Origin of the sequence: Actinorhabdospora filicis (assembly GCF_030269765.1) — a bacterium.
In the GTDB taxonomy this organism is placed as follows: domain Bacteria; phylum Actinomycetota; class Actinomycetes; order Mycobacteriales; family Micromonosporaceae; genus Actinorhabdospora; species Actinorhabdospora filicis.
The window spans coordinates 568,081-585,309 of record NZ_BSTX01000003.1 but is presented as its reverse complement, the minus strand read 5'-3'; the positions used below and the strand labels follow the sequence as shown (position 1 = coordinate 585,309).

The 17,229-nt window shown below is 72.0% G+C and carries 17 protein-coding genes; 10 read left to right on the top strand and 7 right to left on the bottom strand.

Annotation, left to right across the window (positions count from 1 at the left end):
* Nucleotides 1–34 precede the first annotated feature (34 nt).
* Nucleotides 35–817, top strand: coding sequence for a tyrosine-protein phosphatase (locus QSK10_RS22995; protein ID WP_285665011.1), 783 nt, complete (start codon nucleotides 35–37; stop codon nucleotides 815–817).
* 2 nt (nucleotides 818–819) lie between these two features.
* Here the strand turns inward: QSK10_RS22995 and QSK10_RS22990 are convergent, their stop codons facing one another.
* Nucleotides 820–1,509 (bottom strand): alpha/beta hydrolase, encoded by a 690-nt coding sequence (locus QSK10_RS22990; RefSeq protein ID WP_285665010.1) that lies wholly within the window; start codon nucleotides 1,507–1,509, stop codon nucleotides 820–822.
* A gap of 128 nt (nucleotides 1,510–1,637) precedes the next feature.
* Here QSK10_RS22990 and QSK10_RS22985 point away from each other — a divergent pair, with 128 nt between their 5' ends.
* Nucleotides 1,638–1,952: a DMT family transporter gene (locus QSK10_RS22985; protein ID WP_285665009.1), complete on the top strand. Its 315-nt coding sequence runs from the start codon at nucleotides 1,638–1,640 to the stop codon at nucleotides 1,950–1,952.
* A gap of 1 nt (nucleotide 1,953) precedes the next feature.
* The gene (locus QSK10_RS22980; RefSeq protein WP_285665008.1) at nucleotides 1,954–3,537 is read left to right on the top strand and encodes a Na+/H+ antiporter; all 1,584 of its coding nucleotides are present in this window, start codon (nucleotides 1,954–1,956) and stop codon (nucleotides 3,535–3,537) included.
* On the opposite strand, the gene QSK10_RS22975 is transcribed toward QSK10_RS22980, so the two are convergent.
* The gene (locus QSK10_RS22975) at nucleotides 3,479–4,159 is read right to left on the bottom strand and encodes a Pr6Pr family membrane protein (RefSeq protein WP_285665007.1); all 681 of its coding nucleotides are present in this window, start codon (nucleotides 4,157–4,159) and stop codon (nucleotides 3,479–3,481) included. The two genes, QSK10_RS22980 and QSK10_RS22975, sit on opposite strands and share 59 nt — an antisense overlap.
* Nucleotides 4,160–4,282: 123 nt before the next feature.
* On the opposite strand from QSK10_RS22975, the gene QSK10_RS22970 reads away from it, so the two are divergent.
* Entirely contained in the window at nucleotides 4,283–4,717 is a 435-nt protein-coding gene (locus QSK10_RS22970; RefSeq protein WP_285665006.1) for an ABA4-like family protein, read from the top strand.
* Here QSK10_RS22970 and QSK10_RS22965 read toward each other — a convergent pair.
* Nucleotides 4,710–5,999, bottom strand: a complete 1,290-nt coding sequence (locus tag QSK10_RS22965) for a DUF2254 domain-containing protein (RefSeq protein WP_285665005.1) — start codon at nucleotides 5,997–5,999, stop codon at nucleotides 4,710–4,712. The genes QSK10_RS22970 and QSK10_RS22965 overlap by 8 nt on opposite strands.
* 218 nt (nucleotides 6,000–6,217) lie before the next feature.
* Here QSK10_RS22965 and QSK10_RS22960 point away from each other — a divergent pair, with 218 nt between their 5' ends.
* Together QSK10_RS22960 and QSK10_RS22955 are read left to right on the top strand one after the other, a co-directional pair.
* Complete coding sequence (locus tag QSK10_RS22960; RefSeq protein WP_285665004.1) at nucleotides 6,218–7,900, top strand: ABC transporter ATP-binding protein; 1,683 nt, start codon at nucleotides 6,218–6,220, stop codon at nucleotides 7,898–7,900.
* Nucleotides 7,897–9,432 (top strand): ATP-binding cassette domain-containing protein, encoded by a 1,536-nt coding sequence (locus QSK10_RS22955; RefSeq protein WP_285665003.1) that lies wholly within the window; start codon nucleotides 7,897–7,899, stop codon nucleotides 9,430–9,432. Before QSK10_RS22960 ends, QSK10_RS22955 begins: the two co-directional genes overlap by 4 nt.
* Here the strand turns inward: QSK10_RS22955 and QSK10_RS22950 are convergent.
* The gene (locus tag QSK10_RS22950; RefSeq protein WP_285665002.1) at nucleotides 9,422–9,751 is read right to left on the bottom strand and encodes an MGMT family protein; all 330 of its coding nucleotides are present in this window, start codon (nucleotides 9,749–9,751) and stop codon (nucleotides 9,422–9,424) included. The genes QSK10_RS22955 and QSK10_RS22950 overlap by 11 nt on opposite strands.
* Nucleotides 9,748–10,623 (bottom strand): hypothetical protein, encoded by an 876-nt coding sequence (locus QSK10_RS22945; protein WP_285665001.1) that lies wholly within the window; start codon nucleotides 10,621–10,623, stop codon nucleotides 9,748–9,750. The genes QSK10_RS22950 and QSK10_RS22945 overlap by 4 nt, the downstream gene beginning before the upstream one ends.
* Nucleotides 10,624–10,674: 51 nt before the next feature.
* Between QSK10_RS22945 and QSK10_RS22940 the strand changes: the two genes are divergently transcribed.
* From QSK10_RS22940 to QSK10_RS22925, 4 genes are all read left to right on the top strand, one after another.
* Complete coding sequence (locus tag QSK10_RS22940) at nucleotides 10,675–11,265, top strand: TetR/AcrR family transcriptional regulator (RefSeq protein WP_285665000.1); 591 nt, start codon at nucleotides 10,675–10,677, stop codon at nucleotides 11,263–11,265.
* 10 nt (nucleotides 11,266–11,275) lie between these two features.
* Nucleotides 11,276–11,491: an FmdB family zinc ribbon protein gene (locus QSK10_RS22935; RefSeq protein WP_285664999.1), complete on the top strand. Its 216-nt coding sequence runs from the start codon at nucleotides 11,276–11,278 to the stop codon at nucleotides 11,489–11,491.
* Between the two features lie 1,469 nt (nucleotides 11,492–12,960).
* Entirely contained in the window at nucleotides 12,961–13,563 is a 603-nt protein-coding gene (locus QSK10_RS22930; RefSeq protein WP_285664998.1) for a hypothetical protein, read from the top strand.
* Nucleotides 13,553–14,779 carry a PrsW family intramembrane metalloprotease gene (locus tag QSK10_RS22925; protein ID WP_285664997.1) on the top strand — a complete coding sequence of 409 codons (1,227 nt, stop codon included), beginning with the start codon at nucleotides 13,553–13,555 and terminating at the stop codon, nucleotides 14,777–14,779. Before QSK10_RS22930 ends, QSK10_RS22925 begins: the two co-directional genes overlap by 11 nt.
* A gap of 35 nt (nucleotides 14,780–14,814) precedes the next feature.
* Here QSK10_RS22925 and QSK10_RS22920 read toward each other — a convergent pair whose 3' ends face one another.
* Both QSK10_RS22920 and QSK10_RS22915 read right to left on the bottom strand, forming a co-directional pair.
* Nucleotides 14,815–15,909 carry a branched-chain amino acid aminotransferase gene (locus tag QSK10_RS22920; protein ID WP_285664996.1) on the bottom strand — a complete coding sequence of 365 codons (1,095 nt, stop codon included), beginning with the start codon at nucleotides 15,907–15,909 and terminating at the stop codon, nucleotides 14,815–14,817.
* 189 nt (nucleotides 15,910–16,098) lie between these two features.
* Nucleotides 16,099–17,139 (bottom strand): 3-isopropylmalate dehydrogenase, encoded by a 1,041-nt coding sequence (locus QSK10_RS22915; RefSeq protein WP_285664995.1) that lies wholly within the window; start codon nucleotides 17,137–17,139, stop codon nucleotides 16,099–16,101.
* Between the last annotated feature and the right edge of the window lie 90 nt (nucleotides 17,140–17,229).

The window sequence follows — 17,229 nt, the reverse complement described above, 5'->3', positions numbered from 1 at the left end:
CGTTAGGCTGTGCACCCACACCGAGGAGGACCGCATGGCCGAGGCCCGCCACATCCCGCTTGAGGGCGCGCTGAACGTCCGCGACCTGGGCGGATACACCACCGTCGATGGCCGGACGGTGGCCGCCGGCCGCCTGTTCCGGGGCGCGGCCCTGGGCCGGGCCACCGACGCCGACCTGGGCGTCCTGGCCGGGCTGGGCCTGAAGACGGTGGTGGACTTCCGCACGCCCGGCGAGATCGCCTCCTCCGGCGCCGACCGGCTCCCGGACGGCGCCGCCGAGGTGCTGCTGCCGGTGGGCGGCGGCAACCTCGACGAGTACTACGTGACGGCCACCGACGCCGAGGCGCGCGAGCGGCTGCTCGGCGGCGGGCGCGCCGAGCAGGTCCTGGCGGGCATCAACCGCGCGTTCGTCGCCGAGGACGAGCAGCGCGCTCAGTTCGCCGTCGCGCTGGCGCTGATCGCCGACGGCGGTCCCCTGCTGTTCCACTGCACCGCCGGCAAGGACCGCACCGGCTGGCTCGCCGCGATCGTGCTGACCGCGCTGGACGTGCCGCGCGACCAGGTCATGGCCGACTACCTGCTGTCCAACCGCTACTTCCTGCCCGTCGGCGAGGCGATGCTGGCGAAGATGGCGCAGTCCGGGCTCGACATCGACCCCGGCCTGTACCGTCCGCTCATCGAGCAGCGCCCGGCCTACCTGGAGGCCGCCTTCGACGAGGCCGAGGCGCGCTACGGGTCCTTCGCCGCGTTCCTCGCCGAGGGCCTGGACGCCGGGCCCGGCACCGTCGCGCGCCTGCGCGAGGCCCTGCTCGACTGAGCCTAGGCGAGCGCGTCGGCCGCCTTGGTGATCAGGTCGGTGACCTCGCGGGGACGCGAGGCCAGGGACGCGTGCCCGCTGTCGAGCTCGATGATCTCGTGCGGGTTGACGCGCGCGGCCATCCGGCGCTGGTTGTCGGGGTGGATCATGCGGTCGGCCGCCGAGACCTGGTACCAGGAAGCCTTGGACTTCCAGGCGGGCGCGGTGACGGTGTCGCCGAAGGTGCCGGCCAGGGGCGCTTTCTGGGTGACGGCCATGACGAGGGCCTCGTCCTCGGGCAGGTCCTGGCAGAAGCTCTCGTGGAACTTGCCGGGCTTGACCCACAGGTATCCGTCGGAGTCGGGGGCGAGGTTGGCGGCGGCGGCCGGCGGGTGCTGCTCGGTGATGGCGCCGGGGCTCTCCCCGGCGTCGGGTGCGAAGGCGGCGATGTAGACGAGGCCGACGACGTTCGGCAGGTCCCCGGCCTCGGTGATGACCGCGCCGCCGTAGGAGTGGCCGACCAGCAGGACGGGCCCGTCGATCTGGGCGGCCATCTTGCGGGTGCGCTCGGCGTCGTCGGCGAGTGCGGTGAGCGGGTTCTCCACGGCGTGGAGGTCGCGGTAGCCGCGCTCGTTCAGGTCGACGATGACCTTCGCCCAGTGGGCGGCGCCGCCCCAGAAGCCGTGGACGAGCAGGATCGACGGTACGGCCATGGTGGTTTCCTCCCCCGTGGGCACCGCTCCCCCGCGTCGCCTCCGAGGCGACGCTACCTCGGCCCGCGCGGTGGTGAAGGCCTTTCAAACCCGCCGGTCGGGCGGGTGTTCTGTCCTAGTCTGACCCTATGTCGTGGCTGCTGCTGATCCTGTCGGGTTTCCTGGAGACCGCGTGGGCGGTCGCGTTGGAGAAGTCGGAGGGCTTCAGCCGGCCCACCCCGACGGTCGTCTTCGGTGTGGCGCTGCTGGCGAGCATGGCGGGGCTGGGCCTGGCGCTGCGCGACATCCCCGTCGGCACCGGTTACGCGGTGTGGACGGGCATCGGCGCGGTCGGTACGGCGATCATCGGGATGGTGTGGCTGGGCGAGTCCCACAACATCATGCGGATCACGTGCCTGGTGCTGATCGTGGCCGGGGTCGTGGGCCTGAAGGTCTTCCACTGACATGGGGCAGTTCAGCCTGCTGTTCCTGCTGGTCCTGGGCGGGATCCTGCTCATCCCGCTGGCCGAGCGGCTGCGCGTGCCCGCGCCGGTGCTCACCACCTTCTACGGGCTGCTCCTGGGCGTTCTGCCGTTCATCCCGAACCTGGCGGTCCCGCCGGAGCTGATCCTGCCGCTGGTGCTGCCGCCGCTGCTGTACGCCGCCGCGCGCCGCTCGTCGTGGCGGGAGTTCGCCGACAACTACCAGCCGATCCTGGTGCTGGCGGTGGTCCTGGTCTTCGTGACGACGGCGGCGGTGGCGCTGGTCGCGGCGACGGTGCACCCGGTGCTGCCGGTGGGCGTGGCGATCGTGCTCGGCGTGATCGTCTCGCCGCCGGACGCCGCCGCGGTCACCACGATCGCCGGGCGGCTGGGCCTGCCGCGCCGGACGGTGACGATCCTGGAGGGCGAGGGCCTGTTCAACGACGTCACCGCGCTGACGCTGTACCAGGTCGCCATCGCCGGGGTCCTGACCGGTTCGATCTCGGTGTGGGGCGCGGTGGGGTCGTTCGCGTACTCGTCGCTGGCGGCGATCGTGGTGGGCCTGCTCATCGGTTTCGCCGCGAAGTTGTTGCTGGACCACCTGTCGGACGCGCGCCTGACCACCGCGCTGAGCCTGCTCATCCCGTACCTGGCCTATCTGCCCGCCGAGGAGCTGGGCGCCTCGGGTGTCCTGTCGGTCCTGGTCACCGCCTTCTACCTGGGCGCCAAGTCGCAGGATCCCGACGACATCGAGGGCCGGATGATCCGCGGCTCGTTCTGGGAGGTCACCGAGCTGATGGTCACCGCGGTGACCTTCGGGCTGATCGGCCTGGAACTGGTCAACGTGTGGCGCGACGTCGGCGGTTCGGCGGCCACGCTGCTGCTCCAGGCGCTGCTGATCAGCGGCACCGTCATCGCCGTGCGCGCGCTGTGGATGACCATCGGCTGGCTGATGTCGCGGCGGGGCCTCAACTGGCGCGGGCGGACCTTCGACTGGCGCGAGGCCCTGGTCACCGGCTGGTCGGGCATGCGGGGCGTGGTCACCATCGTCACCGCGCTGGCGGTGCCGTTCACGGTGGACGACGGCAGCGCGTTCCCGGGGCGCTCGCAGGTCCTGTTCGTGTCCATGGTGGTCGTCGTGGTGACGCTGCTGCTGCAGGGCCTGACGCTGCCGTGGATCATCGCGCGCATCGGGCTGCGCCGCGACGCCGAGCGCGAGGCGGCGGCGCTGCGGAAGGTGATCACGGTGGCCGAGGACGCCGCCTTCGCCGCGCTCGACGAGATCATCCGCGAGAAGGGCCTGGACCGCGAGATCGGCGACCGGATGCGCGCCCGTTTCGAGCTGCTGTTCCTGGCGCCGGAGGACCTGCCCGACGCCGAGCTGAGCGAGGAGCGCCGCCGCGTCATCGAGCGGCGCGACTACCTCCGCGCCACCGAGCGGCACCTGCTGTCGGCGGCCCGTTCGGCGCTGGTGGACGCCCGCCGCTCGCCGGGCTACGACCCGGTGGTCATCGACCAGGTCCTGGGGACGCTGGACGTGCGCTCCGCCGCGCTCGGGACGCCGTGATCGCCCGCGCGGCCCACACCAGGGCCGCCGCGGCGGCCACGAACCACACCGCCACGCCGGTGCACATCAGGGCGACGTGCCCGTAGCCGTGCGGGCGCGGGTCGATGAACGGGTACGGGTACCAGTCCGCGACGGGCCCGCGCACCAGCGTGTAGACGCCGTAGACGAGCGGGTAGATCAGCCAGACGGGGATGTCGCGGTAGGCGGGTGGGAGCTTCGGCGGCCAGACCAGCCAGTCGAGGACGATCACCAGCGGCAGGAGGGTGTGCCAGATCAGGTTGAGGACGCCGGGGGTGGAGCCGTTCACGGCGTCCACGTCGGCCAGCAGGACGTGGTAGACCACGCCGGTGGTGGCCAGGTACAGCGCGGCGGCCCCACGCAGCGAGCCGAAGGCGGCGGTCTCGGCGCGTCCCCGCCAGTACCGGACGGCGCCCCACAGCAGGACGGCGCCGCCGATGATGTTGCTCTGGATGGTGAAGTAGGAGAGATAGTTGACGGGGTTGAAGGCGTCGTCGGTACCGGTGGCGCGCACCAGGTGCCACACCACGGCCCCCAGCGTCAGCAGTCCGAAGATCGTCCGGTGGGCGGCGATGAACCGTCCCGGGTAGCGCCGACCGAACATGCCCCACTCCACTCCGTACGGTCCCCAGTAGAGCACTCACCGTAACCGTTCGGGCACCCGAGATCCAATGGATAGTGGGTAGTATCGTTATCCATAACCACGTCTCTCCCCCTGGAGCCCCCGATGGCCGAGACCCTGTTCAGCGTCGTCTTCCTGACCGCCGCCCCCTTCTGGGGGCTCATGATCCTGTTCCCCGGCTGGAAGTGGACGCGGAGGATCGTCGGCTCGCCGCTGATCGCCGCGCCCGCGGCCGCCATCTACGCCGTCCTGGCCATCCCCCGCCTCGCCGAGCTGTGGGCGCCGCTGGCCAGTCCCAGCATCGGCGGCATCGGCGAGCTGCTCGCCCAGCCCACCGGGACCGCGCTGGCCTGGGCGCACTTCATCGCCTTCGACCTGTTCGCCGGGCGCTGGATGTACCTCGACTCGCGCGAGCGGGGCGTCCACGGCCTGCTGATGGCGCCGATCCTGCTGCTGACCATCATGTTCGGGCCGCTGGGGCTGCTGGCCTACCTGGCGGTGCGCTACCTGCCGTTCTGGAAGCCGCGCCAGGTCAGCTGATCCCCTGCCGGTCGGGCCGCAGCGCGAAGACCTGCTCGCCGGGGGCGTCCACACTGGCCAGGACGTCGGCGGTGAGCAGGCGGCGCTGCTCCCGCAGGGGTTCGCGGTGCTCGCCGGCGGCCAGCGCCTCCAGGTCGTCGAGGGCGGCGACGAGGCGGCGGGTGACCTGCGGCTGCCCGCGCCCGCACAGCCGGATCTCGGTGAAGGCCTGCGCGACCATCCCGGCGAAACCCGGTTCGGGCATGACCACGCGCAGGGCGCCGCGCCGGTCGAGCCAGGCGGTGTCGGAGTCGGGTTCGGTGGCCACCACGGCCAGGATCTGCTGGAGCCGGTCGATGGCGGTGACGGCGGTGGTCGGGTCGTTGACCGCCGGGGACAGCGCGCGGATGGCGATGTCGGACAGCTGGCGCAGGCCGAAGCCGACGTCCTGGTGCATGCTGCGCTCGGCGCCCACCGACAGGCAGCCGGTGAGGCGGCGGGCGGGCGGCACGCGCGTCCCGTGGACGCGGAAGACCGGCGTCCCGGTGGTGAGGAAGTCGCCGACCTCGGGCACGACCTCGACGACCACGCCGTACCGGCGGGCGATGCGGATGAGGCGGGACAGGTTCACGTCCCGCAGCGCGCCGGAGCGGCGGTCGTGGCCGACGACGGTGACCGGCTCGGGCAGCGGCCCGTCCGGCGGGGTCTGGGCGTTCCAGTGGCGCAGGGTGCGCATGGTCTCGGCGACGATGCGCTCCATGACGAAGGTGACCCGCATCAGCCGCAGGGTCGAGTTCACGTAGAGCACGAACAGCACCAGGCTGACGTGCACCAGCAGCAGCGCCACCGCCGCCGAGAACAGCGGCACGGAGGTGACCTCGTCGCCGGGGGTGTCGTCGTAGCCGAGCTGCACGTTCAGCGCGAAGACGAAGGTGGCCAGGAAGATCGCCAGGGTGGCCTTGGTGATGCGGCTGCGCACGTAGAGGCGCAGCACGCGCGGCGAGAACTGGCTGGAGGCCATCTGCAGCGCGACCAGGCTGATGGAGAAGACCACGCCGACGAAGGTCAGCATCGCCGAGGTGACCGCCGAGATGATGCCCTTGGCCGCCGAGGTGAAGGCCGTCAGGCTCGCCACGTAGTCGGGTTCGGCGTCGCGGACGGCTTCCACGATCACCGAGTCCATGGCCACCGAGAAGACCGCGGCGAACCAGGCGGCGGCCATCGCGGCCAGCGGCGCGAACCAGAGGGTGTCGCGCAGGTGCTCGCGGATCGTCGAGCGAGGACGCCGGGGACGTGGGGCCATGATCGCAGATTAGGGCGAAAACGGCGGCGGGGCGGGGGAAAGGGCGCAGAAAAAGGGAGCCCGGAAATCCCCCTCTTCGGCAACCATATCAGCGGGACCGGCGAAATGACAGGCTGTGTTTTCGCAGCTCAGCGGGCTACTGTGAGGCCGGTTCAACTCTTCTTCGCCCACACGCGCATATCGCGTGCGGATCACCGTGCCCTTCTTCCGGAGGATTCTTGCTGCTCCGCCACGTCCGTCCCCATTGGCCGCTCGCGCTCGCGGTGGCCGTCCTGCTGCTCGCCCAGACCGCCGCCGGGCTGGCCGGTCCCGGGCTGCTGGGTTCCTTCGTCGACGCCGTGGCCGGTGGCGCGGCGCCGGTGTCCACCGGTTCGCTGCTGGCGCTGGTCGTGCTGGGCGGCACGGCCGCGACGGTGGCCGCCGAGGCCGCCGGTGGCCGGCTCGCCTGGCGCGCGACGAACGCGCTGCGCGAGGACCTGCTGCGGCACTGCCTCGACGCCGACCTGGACTTCCACGCCCGGCACTCCCCCGGCGAGCTGATCTCCCGGATCGACGGCGACACCGGCAAACTGGCCGGGCTGGCCTCGCGGCTGATCCTGCTGGTGGCGGTCAACGCCCTGCTGCTGACCGGGGTCTGCGCGATGGTGTGGCTCATCGACTGGCGTGTCGGGCTGGGCTGCGCGCTGCTGTTCGCCTCGGGCCTGGCGATGGTGCGGCGCACGATCGGCGCGGCGGTGACGGTCACCGCCGAGGCCGCGCGCCTGGCCGCCGGGATCGGCGGCTACGTCGAGGAGCACGTGCGCGGCGCCGAGGACGTCACCGCCAACGGCGCCACCGCACACGTCCTGCGGGGCCTGGTGATCCGCGGCCGGGAGCTGTACCGGGCGCGGCGGCTCTCGGCGCTGACGCAGGTCCGCTGGCCGCGCGCCGCGCAGCACATGGCCTGGATCGGCACCGTCGGCGGCCTGGCGGCGGCCGTGGTCCTGCACCGGGCGGGGGCGATCAGCCTCGGCGAGGTCTACGCGGTCCTGGCGTACCTGACGCTGACCCGGATGCCGCTGATGATCGTCGCCGGGCAGATGTCCCAGGTGGACGAGGCGCTCGCGGCGATCCGGCGCTGCCGGGAGCTGCTGGCGGAGCGGCCGTCCATCGCCCCGGGGACCACGCCGCTGCCCTCCGGCGCCCTGTCGGTGGAGCTGGACGCGGTGGACTTCGCCTACGCCGACGCGCCGGTCCTGCGCGGGCTGTCCCTGTCGGTGCCCGCCGGGTCGACGCTGGCGCTGGTGGGCGTGAGCGGCGGGGGCAAGACCACGATCGCGCGGCTGGTCACCCGGGCGCTGCTCCCCGGCGCCGGAGCCGTCCGGCTCGGCGGCGTCGACACCCGCGAGGCCGAGCCGGAGTCGCTGCGGGCCTCGATCGGCTACGTCACCCAGGAGGTGCGGGTGATGGCCCTCCCGGTCCGCGACAACCTCACCCTCTTCGACCCGGACGTGGCCGACGCCGACGTGGTGGCCGCACTGGAGGAGGTCGGGCTCGGCGGGTGGCTGGCGGCGCTCCCGGACGGCCTGGACACCGTCCTGGGCGCCGCGGCGGGCCTGTCGGCCGGTGAGGAGCAGCTCCTCGCGGCGGCGCGGGTGCTGCTGCGCGACCCCGGGCTGGTGGTGCTCGACGAGGCGTCCTCGCGCATCGCCCCCGGCGACCGCGCGGCGGTGGCCGCCGCGATGGACCGGCTGACCGCGGGCCGCACCGCCATCGTCATCGCCCACCGCCTCGACACCGTCGCCGGCGCCGACGAGGTCGCCGTCATCGCCGATGGGCGCGTCGCCGAGCGCGGCTCCTTCGCCGACCTGGCCGCCACCGGCGGCTCCCTCCTCGCCCACGCCCTGGAGGCCGGCCGATGAACCGCGTCCGGGAGATCTTCACCGCCCGCAAGGGCTACTTCGCGCTGCTGACCGCCGTGTGGATCACCTCGCGGCTGGCGCTGATCGCCGCCGGGCTCCTGCTCAAACTCGTCTTCGACCGGCTCGGCGGCGGACTCCCCCTGTGGCCGCTCCTGGCGCTGCTGGCCGGAGCGTTCCTCACCCAGACGGTGATCTGGAGCGACGTGATCATGGGCCGCCTGGAGACCCGCTTCGGCGAGGACACCGCGCAGGGCCTGCGCCTCAACGCCCTCGCCGGAATCCTGCGCCGCCGCACCCCGCCGCCCGCCGACGTCGTGGAGCGCTTCGGCGGCGACGTCGACGAACTGCGCGTCTTCCCCCTGTGGGCCGCCAGCAGCCTCAGCCGCGCCGCCATCGGACTGCCGATGCTGGCCGCGATGCTCTGGATCAGCCCCCTCGTGGCGATCGGCGTGGTCGTGCCGTTCGTGCTGGCCGTGGTCCTCGCCGCCGTCCTGGACACCACCGTCGGCCGCCTGCGCCGGGCGGCCCGCGAGACCTCGGCGGAGGTCAGCGCGATGATCGGCGAATCGGTGCGGGCCGCGGCCACCCTCAAGGCGCTCGGCCACACCGGGCACGCCGTGGCGCGCCTGCGCGGCCTGAACCGCGGGCGCGAGCGCGCCGCCGTCCGGGAGGCCGTCTTCGGGCAGGCCCAGTCCGGCGCGCTCAACCTGGCCATGAACCTGAGCGGCGCCACGATCATGATGCTGTCGGCGCACGCGATGGCGGCGGGCACCTTGAGCGTCGGCGACATGGCGCTCCTGCTGGCCTTCGGCGGCAGCCTCGGCGAGTTCGTGTTCCTTGCGGGCCTCGCCCCGGCCCGCGCCCGGCAGGCCGGTGTCTCGGCGAAACGCCTCGGCGAGCTCTCCGACGCCTCCGTCACCCGCCACGTCGCCACCCACCTCACCGGTCCCCTCCCGCCGGTCGAGCCGATCGGCGCCGCCGCCCCGCTGGAGTCGGTGGAGATCGACCTGCCCGGCCTCGCGCTGCGCCTGGCACCCGGCACCCTCACCGTCCTGACCGGCCCGGTCGGCTCCGGCAAGACCACCGCCCTGCGCGCCGCGCTCGGCCTGGTCCCCCACGAAGGCGAGGTGCGCTGGAACGGCGTGCCCGCCGGGCGGCTGGAGGCGCCGCTGGCCGGCTACGTCCCGCAGGCGCCGCACCTGTTCACCGGCACCGTCGCCGAGAACATCGCCCTCGGCGCCGACGGCGACATCACCACCGCCGCGGCGACCGCCGTCCTGGAGACCCCGCCCGAAACCCGGATCGGCTCCGGCGGGCGGCGCCTGTCCGGCGGCCAGGCGCAGCGGCTCGCGCTGGCCCGCGCGCTCGCCCGCGCCCCCCGCCTGCTGGTCCTCGACGACGTGGACAGCGCGCTGGACGCCGTCACCGCCCGCGACCTGTGGGACCGTCTTCTCGACGGCGAGCGCACCGTCCTCGCCGTCAGCCACAACCCGTACGCGCTGGCGCGCGCCGACCGGGTGGTCACTCTGTAGACGACCAGCGTGCCTTGCGCATGTCGACCTTCGGCATGTGCCCCGTCGACTGGTCGCCGGCGTACCGCAGCGGCGTGCCCTCCTCCCGGTAGTGGGCGAGGGCGCGCTGCTCGTGGCCGGGCAGGAGCGTCCCGTCCGCGCGCGTCACCCGCCACCACGGCACGGACCCGCCGTAGACGGCCATCACCCGCCCCACCTGGCGCGGCCCGCCCTGCCCCAGCAGGTCGGCGACGTCCCCGTAGGTCATCACCTTCCCCGGCGGGATCAGCTCGGCGACCTCCAGGACGCGGTCGGCGTAGTCGGGGAGTTCATCGCTCACCCGACCAGTGTGCCGCGCGGCGCCAGCCCCGCACGGCGCACCGCCCGCCGCAGCATGAACTTCACGAACGTCCGGTGCATCAGCAGCACACCCCGGAAGTACAGCCGCTCCCCCGGCCCCCGCAACCGCACCACCGTCGACATGACCAGCCGCTCGTCCTCCACCAGGATCGAGACCCGGAAGTCGACCGGCTTCACATCACCGATCAGCGCCTCCCCGTCGGCGCTGCCGTAGCCGGAGAACGGCTTGTGGAAGAAGATCGCGCCCGCCCACTCCCCCGGATCACGCGGCAGACCAGGCCGCAGCGGGATCGCGAAGGAGTCCCAGTAGTCGGGCTTCTCGAAGGCGCCATGGGCGAGCCGCGCCGCCTCCGGAATGGCGTCCAAGCGCTTCGGCCGGTCGTAGAGGAACCGCCGCCACAACCTCGCCCACGCCTTCCCGCGCCGGGGCGCGCCGAGACGTCCGGTGGCGGCGGCTTCGAGATTGTCGAGGGCGTCCTCGGTCAGCTCGTCGTGGCACCACCGCACCATCAGCGGCCACAACACCCGCATCCACCCACTCGCGCGGCCTTCGAGGACGTGCGTGACGACCGTCCGGCCCCCACCGTCCTCGGCCCGCGTGAACTCGTGATACCCCCTGAGCCCGATCCGCGGATCGAAACGGAACCGCACCCGCCCCACACCCACGTCCTCCACGGCGTAACGAACCGGACCGTGCCCCCCACGCGCCCCCGGCACGACGGGCCCGTCGAAGCGAATCGGCCACCACCGCGGCGAAGGCCAAACCCGGTCCTCCCGAGTGGCGAGCCCGGCCAGCAGACCGTCGATGACATGGGCGGGCGCGTCGATGACGCGACTGTGGACGTTTCGCATGGCAACCTCCATACGGGACCGTATGGTTGGACCGTACGCTACCGTATGGACATGACGCAACGGCTGTCCGCGGAAGACTGGGCCGACGCCGCCCTCGACGCCCTAGGGCGCGGCGGCCTCCCGGCGATCGCCGTAGAACCCATCGCCGCACGTCTGGGCACCACCAAGGGCTCGTTCTACTGGCACTTCCGCAACCGCGACGCCCTCATCGAAGCCGCCCTCCACCGCTGGGAAGAGCGAGGCACCTCACAGGTCATCGAAGCCCTCAAAGCCGAAGAGGGTCCAGAAGCCAAACTCCGCAAACTCTTCACCACCGTCATCGCATTCGGCCTCTCCCACCGCATCGAGCTCTCCCTCCTCGGCTCCCGCGACCACCCCGCCGTAGGACCGGTGCTGCAACGCGTCGCCGAACGCCGCGTGACATACGTCCGTGAACTATTCGAGGAAGTCGGCTTCACCCCCGAAGAAGCCCACCACCGCGCCACCCTCGGCGTCAGCATCTACCTCGGCCACACGCAACTAGCGCACACCGCCCGCGCAGCCCTCCCCGAAAACGTCGACGCCCTCATCACCTCCGCCATCGACGCCCTCCTCACAGCACCAACCCCCGCACCACCCACACCCCCCACATCTCCCACCTAAACTTCACCCCATGCCGCGCTACGACTACCGCTGCCGCTCCTGCGGCGCCACCTTCGAACTCACCCGCCCGATGCGCGAATCCGGCGACCCCGCCCCCTGCCCCCAAGGCCACACCGACTCGGTGAAACTCCTGACCACCGTGGGCATCACCGGCAGCGCATCGACCAGCGCAGCAGCGGCACCCGCCGGTGGCGGCGGATGCTGCGGAGGCGGCTGCTGCGGCTGAAAACAAAGCCGCGCGACGAAGGCAAAGCCGAGCCAGGCACACGGCGATGGGTGAAGCAAGCCCGAAGACAAGCGAACGACGTAAGACAGGCCGGATGTGATGCGCAGCCTGGTGCAGTGAGGGTGAGACGAAGTCCTGGCCGGGCCACGAAGGCAGCGATGGGTGAAGCCCGCCCGAAGACAGGTCCGGGGACGATGTGTCGAGCCGGGTGCGATGCGTAGCAGGGTAGGGCTCTTGACCTGACCCGCAGCTTGCAAACCTGCCCGTCACGACAGACCAGGCCCCGCACAACCTTTCCTTCGAGAGCTGGATCTTTCGGCGTGCGGCCTGACGGGTCTTTGGAACGAGGGTTCTGGGGGTGTCAAGACATGTTCTTCCGTCTTGACACCCCCAGGTTCCTCGTTCACCGTCTGCGAGGCCGAACGACGGAAGATCCGCGGCCGGTAACCCGAACGACCACGGTGGGGATGGAAGGCGACGGGCCAAGGCGGAGAGGCACGACGAGGCTGATGCGGGCCGGGGTGGTGCGGGGGCGGCTGGTGCGAGGCTGAGGGGTGGAGGAGTCGCTGCGGTGGGGTTCACACGGAGCCCCGGAAGGCGGGATGGCGTGCACTCGACGGCTGGAGGCAAGACGCACACCCCGCAAGCCGAGAGACAGCGGCCCGAACCGGGGCGGCGCGGCCCGGGCCTGTGTGGAGCAAGGCGCTAGGGGCCGAGACGGTGCGGGCCGGGCGGAGTGAGGCGTTGGGGCCAGGATGGTGCAAGCCGGGCCAGCACAAGCGAGACGACGCAGGCCAGTGCCGACCAGCACACCCCCGCCGACGCCCCAAAACGCGGCGACTCGCGGATCACAGCGACTCCATGAGGCGAACCCCGATTAACGAGACCACACCCCCAAGGCCCGGCACAAGCGTCGAGCATGACACCCACGCCCGCACCGGACGGGACGCAAGCGAACAGGCCGAGCCGCAGTGAGGCAGGGGTGCAGGCGGCGGTGCGGACGTGCTTGGGCGGGGACGCGGGCGTGCGGGGGGGCGTGGCGCGGGTGTGCGGGTGTGCGGCGGAGGGCGGGGGGCGGGGCCGCAGGCGGCAGGGAAGCAGGAGCGCGGACGCCCAGGGAGCGGGGAAGCGGGGCGCATACGGCGCAGCCGGCGGGGGTGCAGGGACGCGCGGCGGGGGCATGCTGGCGTGCAGGGGCGGGGACGCGGGCGTGCGGTGTGCGGGGCAGGGGCAGGGGCAGGGGCAGGGGCAGGGGCAGCGAAGCAGGAGCGCGGACGCGCGGACACGCGGACGCCCAGGAAACGGGGACGCAAGGGCGGGTGCGCGGACACCCAGGCACCGGAGGCACAGCCCCCCACCCCAAAACCCAATTCCCGAGCGTCAATCCCCCCCAAACCAGACGAACCCCCCTAAGCTACCCCTCAAACACCCCAGCAAAGGACAACACAGCACTCGACCCCGGGGGCGGCGTGATCGAAGGCGCGGTACAACTCAATCGCTTCGGCCTGGAGCGCGGCAAACTCCTGCCCGCGATCCTCGTCCTCCTCGCCGTCTTCGCCCCGGCCGTCCTATGGACGCAGTGGAACAACTCCGTCGACGGCGAGCTCCCCGTCCCCGACGGCACCGTCTACCGCCTCGAAGCCGCCCCGAACCCGGGCGCGGCGGGCCACGGCGGCGTGACCTTCACGGTCCCCGGCCCGGGCTGGGTCACCGACCGGGGTGCCAACAAGTCGAACTCGGTGATCCTGGTGGCCGGGTCGATCGTGGTGCGGGTGCAGGCGGTGGCGGGGGTGAGTGATCTGAAGCTGCTCTTCGACCGGCAGTCGCGGGATCTGCGGGTGGCCTCGCGGGTCATGTTCACCACGGGCTCGCACGAGTACACGTCGCCGGGTGGGCTGCCGGGGTTCTGGGGTGATCTGACCGGTGACCGTTACGGCGGCGCGCTGGTGGTGGTCGGGCATGACGGGGCGGCGGCGGTGCTGACGGCGGCGGCGCCGCTGGGCAGTGTCGAGTCGCAGATGGACGACATCACCCGCATCCTGGCCGGGCTGGAGGTGCGCGGTGGCGAGTGAGGTCAAGCGCGTGGTGATGGAGCGGGTCGTGATGGAGGGGCAGGGCACGTTCGTCCGCGTCCGCCGTCCCGCTTACTGGGTCTATGTCGGGCTGATCGCGTTCGGGCTGCTGCACATCGGCGGGATCCTGCGCGGCGGTTTCGACCACATCGCCTCGGCGCTGTGGGTGCCGCTGGTGCTGAACGGGGCGATGGCGGTCCTGTTCGTGTGGATCCTGGGCAAGCTGGACTACCTGGAGCGCGAGCCGGCGGCCGTGCGGGCGGCGGCGATGCTGTGGGGCGCGCTGGTGGCGACGTCGGTGGCGATCATCGCCAACAACGCGCTGATCTCGCTGCTCACCAAGACCTACGGGGTGGAGTTCACCGCGAAGTGGGGCGCGGCCCTGGCGGGCCCGATCAACGAGGAGTGGGTCAAGACCATCGGCGTGGTCATCCTGGTCCTGATCGTGCGCGAGCACTTCCAGCGGAGCATGGACGGCCTGACCTACGGCGCCTTCGTCGGCCTGGGCTTCCAGATCGTGGAGAACCTGCTGTACGCGATCAACAACGCGCTCAGCAACCCCAACAGCGATGTCGCGGGCTCGGTCTCGATCACGCTGCTGCGGATCCTCATCGCCGGGCCGTGGAGCCATCCGGTGTACAGCGGCGTCGCCGGGCTCGGCATCGCGTTCTTCGCCACGCAGACCCACCGCACGCTCTACACGCGTTTCGGGGTGGCGGCGGGCTGCTTCACGGCGGCGTGGGCCCTGCACTTCCTGTGGAACTCGCCGCTGCCGGCGTGGCTGCCCAAGGGCCTGGGCTTCTTCGCCATCTACGGCAAGGGCGCGCTGATCCTGGTGTTCTTCCTGATCGTCTACGGGATGGCCGCCCGCCGCGAGTGGCACTGGTTCACCGAGATCATGGCCGGGGAGCCGGCGGAGGTGATCACGCCGGATGAGCTGGACGCGATGCGCACCCTGCGGACCCGCCGCCACGCGCGCAAGAAGGCCGCCAAGGACTACGGCCTCTACGGCAAGCGGATCGTGCGGCGCCTCCAGCGCGCCCAGCGGGTCCTCGGGGAGGCCCTGGCGCGCTGCGAGCGCGCTGAGGGGGACCCCGCGAGCGCGCCGGACGTGCTGGTCGCCCGCGCGAACGTGCTGAGCATCCGCGCCGAACTGAACGCCCCGGCCAAGAAGCGGATCAACAAGAAGACCCGCAAGCAGGAGGCGGAGAAGTAGGACGGCGGGCGCGCGCCCGCCGTCCGCCCGTCGCGCTACTGGATGCGGGTGATCCAGCCGTGGGTGTCCTCGGCGGCGCCGTGCTGGATGTCCAGCAGCGCCTGGCGCAGCCGCATGGTCACCTCGCCGGCCTTGCCGCCGCCGACCTCGATGTCGCCGTTGACGCTCTTGGCCATGCCGATCGGGGTCATCACGGCGGCCGTGCCGCACGCGAAGGCCTCGGTGAGGCTGCCGTCGGCGGCGTCGGCGCGCCACTCGTCGATGGAGTAGGCGCGCTCGACGACCTCGTAGCCGAAGTCGCGGGCGAGGGCGAAGATCGCGTCGCGGGTGATGCCCGGGAGGATCGTGCCCAGCTCGGGGGTGACGATGGTGCGGTCCAGGCCGTAGACGAAGAAGACGTTCATGCCGCCCAGCTCGTCGACGTACTTGCGGTGCACGGCGTCCAGGAACACCACCTGCTCGCAGCCCTGTTCGATGGCCTGCGCCTGCGGCAGCAGCGAGGTGGCGTAGTTGCCGCCGCACTTGGCCGCGCCGGTGCCGCCCGGGGCGGCCCGGGTGTACTCCTCGGAGACGTAGACCGAGATCGGCTTGGGGCCGGACTTGAAGTACGCGCCGGCCGGGGAGGCGATCACGCAGTACAGGAACTCCTTGGCGGGCCGCACGCCCAGAAACGCCTCGGAGGCGAACATGAAGGGACGCAGGTACAGGCTGCCCTCACCGGAGGGAATCCACGCCCGGTCGGTGCGCACCAGCTGGCGCAGCGACTCCACGAACAGCTCCTCGGGGAGCTCCGGCATGGCCATGCGGTGCGCCGACTCGATGAAGCGGCGGGCGTTGGCCTCGGGGCGGAACATCGTGATCGAGCCGTCGGCGGCGTTGTACGCCTTCATCCCCTCGAAGATCTCCTGCGCGTAGTGCAGGACGGCCGTGGCCGGGGACATCGGGATCGGGCCGAAGGGCTCCACCGTGGCGCTGTGCCAGCCAACGCCCTCGGTCCACTTGATGGTGACCATGTGGTCGGTGAAGGTCTTGCCGAAACCCGGGTCGGCCAGGATCGCGGCACGCTCGGCGTCGGTCGCGGGGTTCGGGTTCGGCCGGAATTCGAACGGGAGCAGTGCGGCGCCGCTCATGCGTGGACCTCCGGAAATGCTGGGGGTGGCCCCCGCCGGGGCGGGGACGGTCATGGTGGTGTTCAAGGCAAACTTACCGTTCGTTCAGGAGCGCCGGTGCGAGCCCACCACAACGACGACGGGCGCCCGTGGCGAATGCTCCGCCGGGCGCCCGTCGTGGATGTCTTCTACACGGTCAGGTCACGGCGGCTAGCCGAGAAGCCCGGCTACCCGCGCGGCTACTCGGTCCCCGACCTCGTCGGTGCGGATCGGCTCGCCGGAGGTTCGCTCCGCGAGCTCGGCGGCGACGGCGTCGGTGACCGCGGTGGCGGCCTCGCCGTGGCCCAGGTGGTCCAGGAGCAGCCCGGCCGACATGATCGCGGCGATGGGGTCGGCGACGCCCTTGCCGGCGATGTCGGGCGCGGAGCCGTGCACGGGCTCGAACATCGACGGGTGGGAGCGGCCGGGGTTGACGCACCCGGACGCGGCCAGCCCGATGCCGCCGGTGACGGCGGCGGCGATGTCGGTGAGGATGTCGCCGAAGAGGTTGTCGGTGACGATGACGTCGAAGCTCTGCGGGCGCGTCACGAGGAACATCGCGGCGGCGTCGACGTGCTGGTAGTCGGTGGCCACGTCGGGGTACTCGGCGGCGACCTCGTCGAAGGTCCGCTTCCACAGGCCGCCGGCGAAGGCGAGCACGTTCGACTTGTGCACGCAGGTGACGTGCTTGCGGTCGCGGCGGCGGGCGCGCTCGAAGGCGTCGCGGATGACGCGCTCGGTCCCGTAGCGGGTGTTGAGGCTGCCCTCGGTGGCGATCTCGGCGGAGGACCCGGCGTGCAGGACGCCACCGGCGCCCGCGTACAGGCCCTCGGTGCCCTCGCGGACGACGACCATGTCGATCTCGCCGGGCTTGACGTCGGCGAGCGGGCTGGTCGTCCCCGGCCACAGGCGGGAGGGGCGCAGGTTCACGTACTGGTCGAAGTCGAAGCGCAGCTTGAGCAGCAGGCCCCGCTCCAGGACGCCCGGGGGGACGCTGGGGTCGCCGATGGCGCCCAGGAGGATCGCGTCGTGCCCGTCGAGTTCGTTCATGACCGACTCGGGGAGGACTTCGCCGGTGTCGTTGTAGCGACGGGCGCCGAGGTCGTACTCGGTGGCGGTGTATCCGGGCAGGGCCACGTCGAGGACCTTGCGCGCCTGCGCGATGACCTCCGTGCCGATGCCGTCGCCGGGAATGACCGCGATCGCTGTCACCGATCTGCCTCCGTGCTCTCGTCGTCTTAACGCGGGTTCAGGGGACGTTAGTGCACGATATCCACGCGTCCCGCATTGCGGCCATCGTGT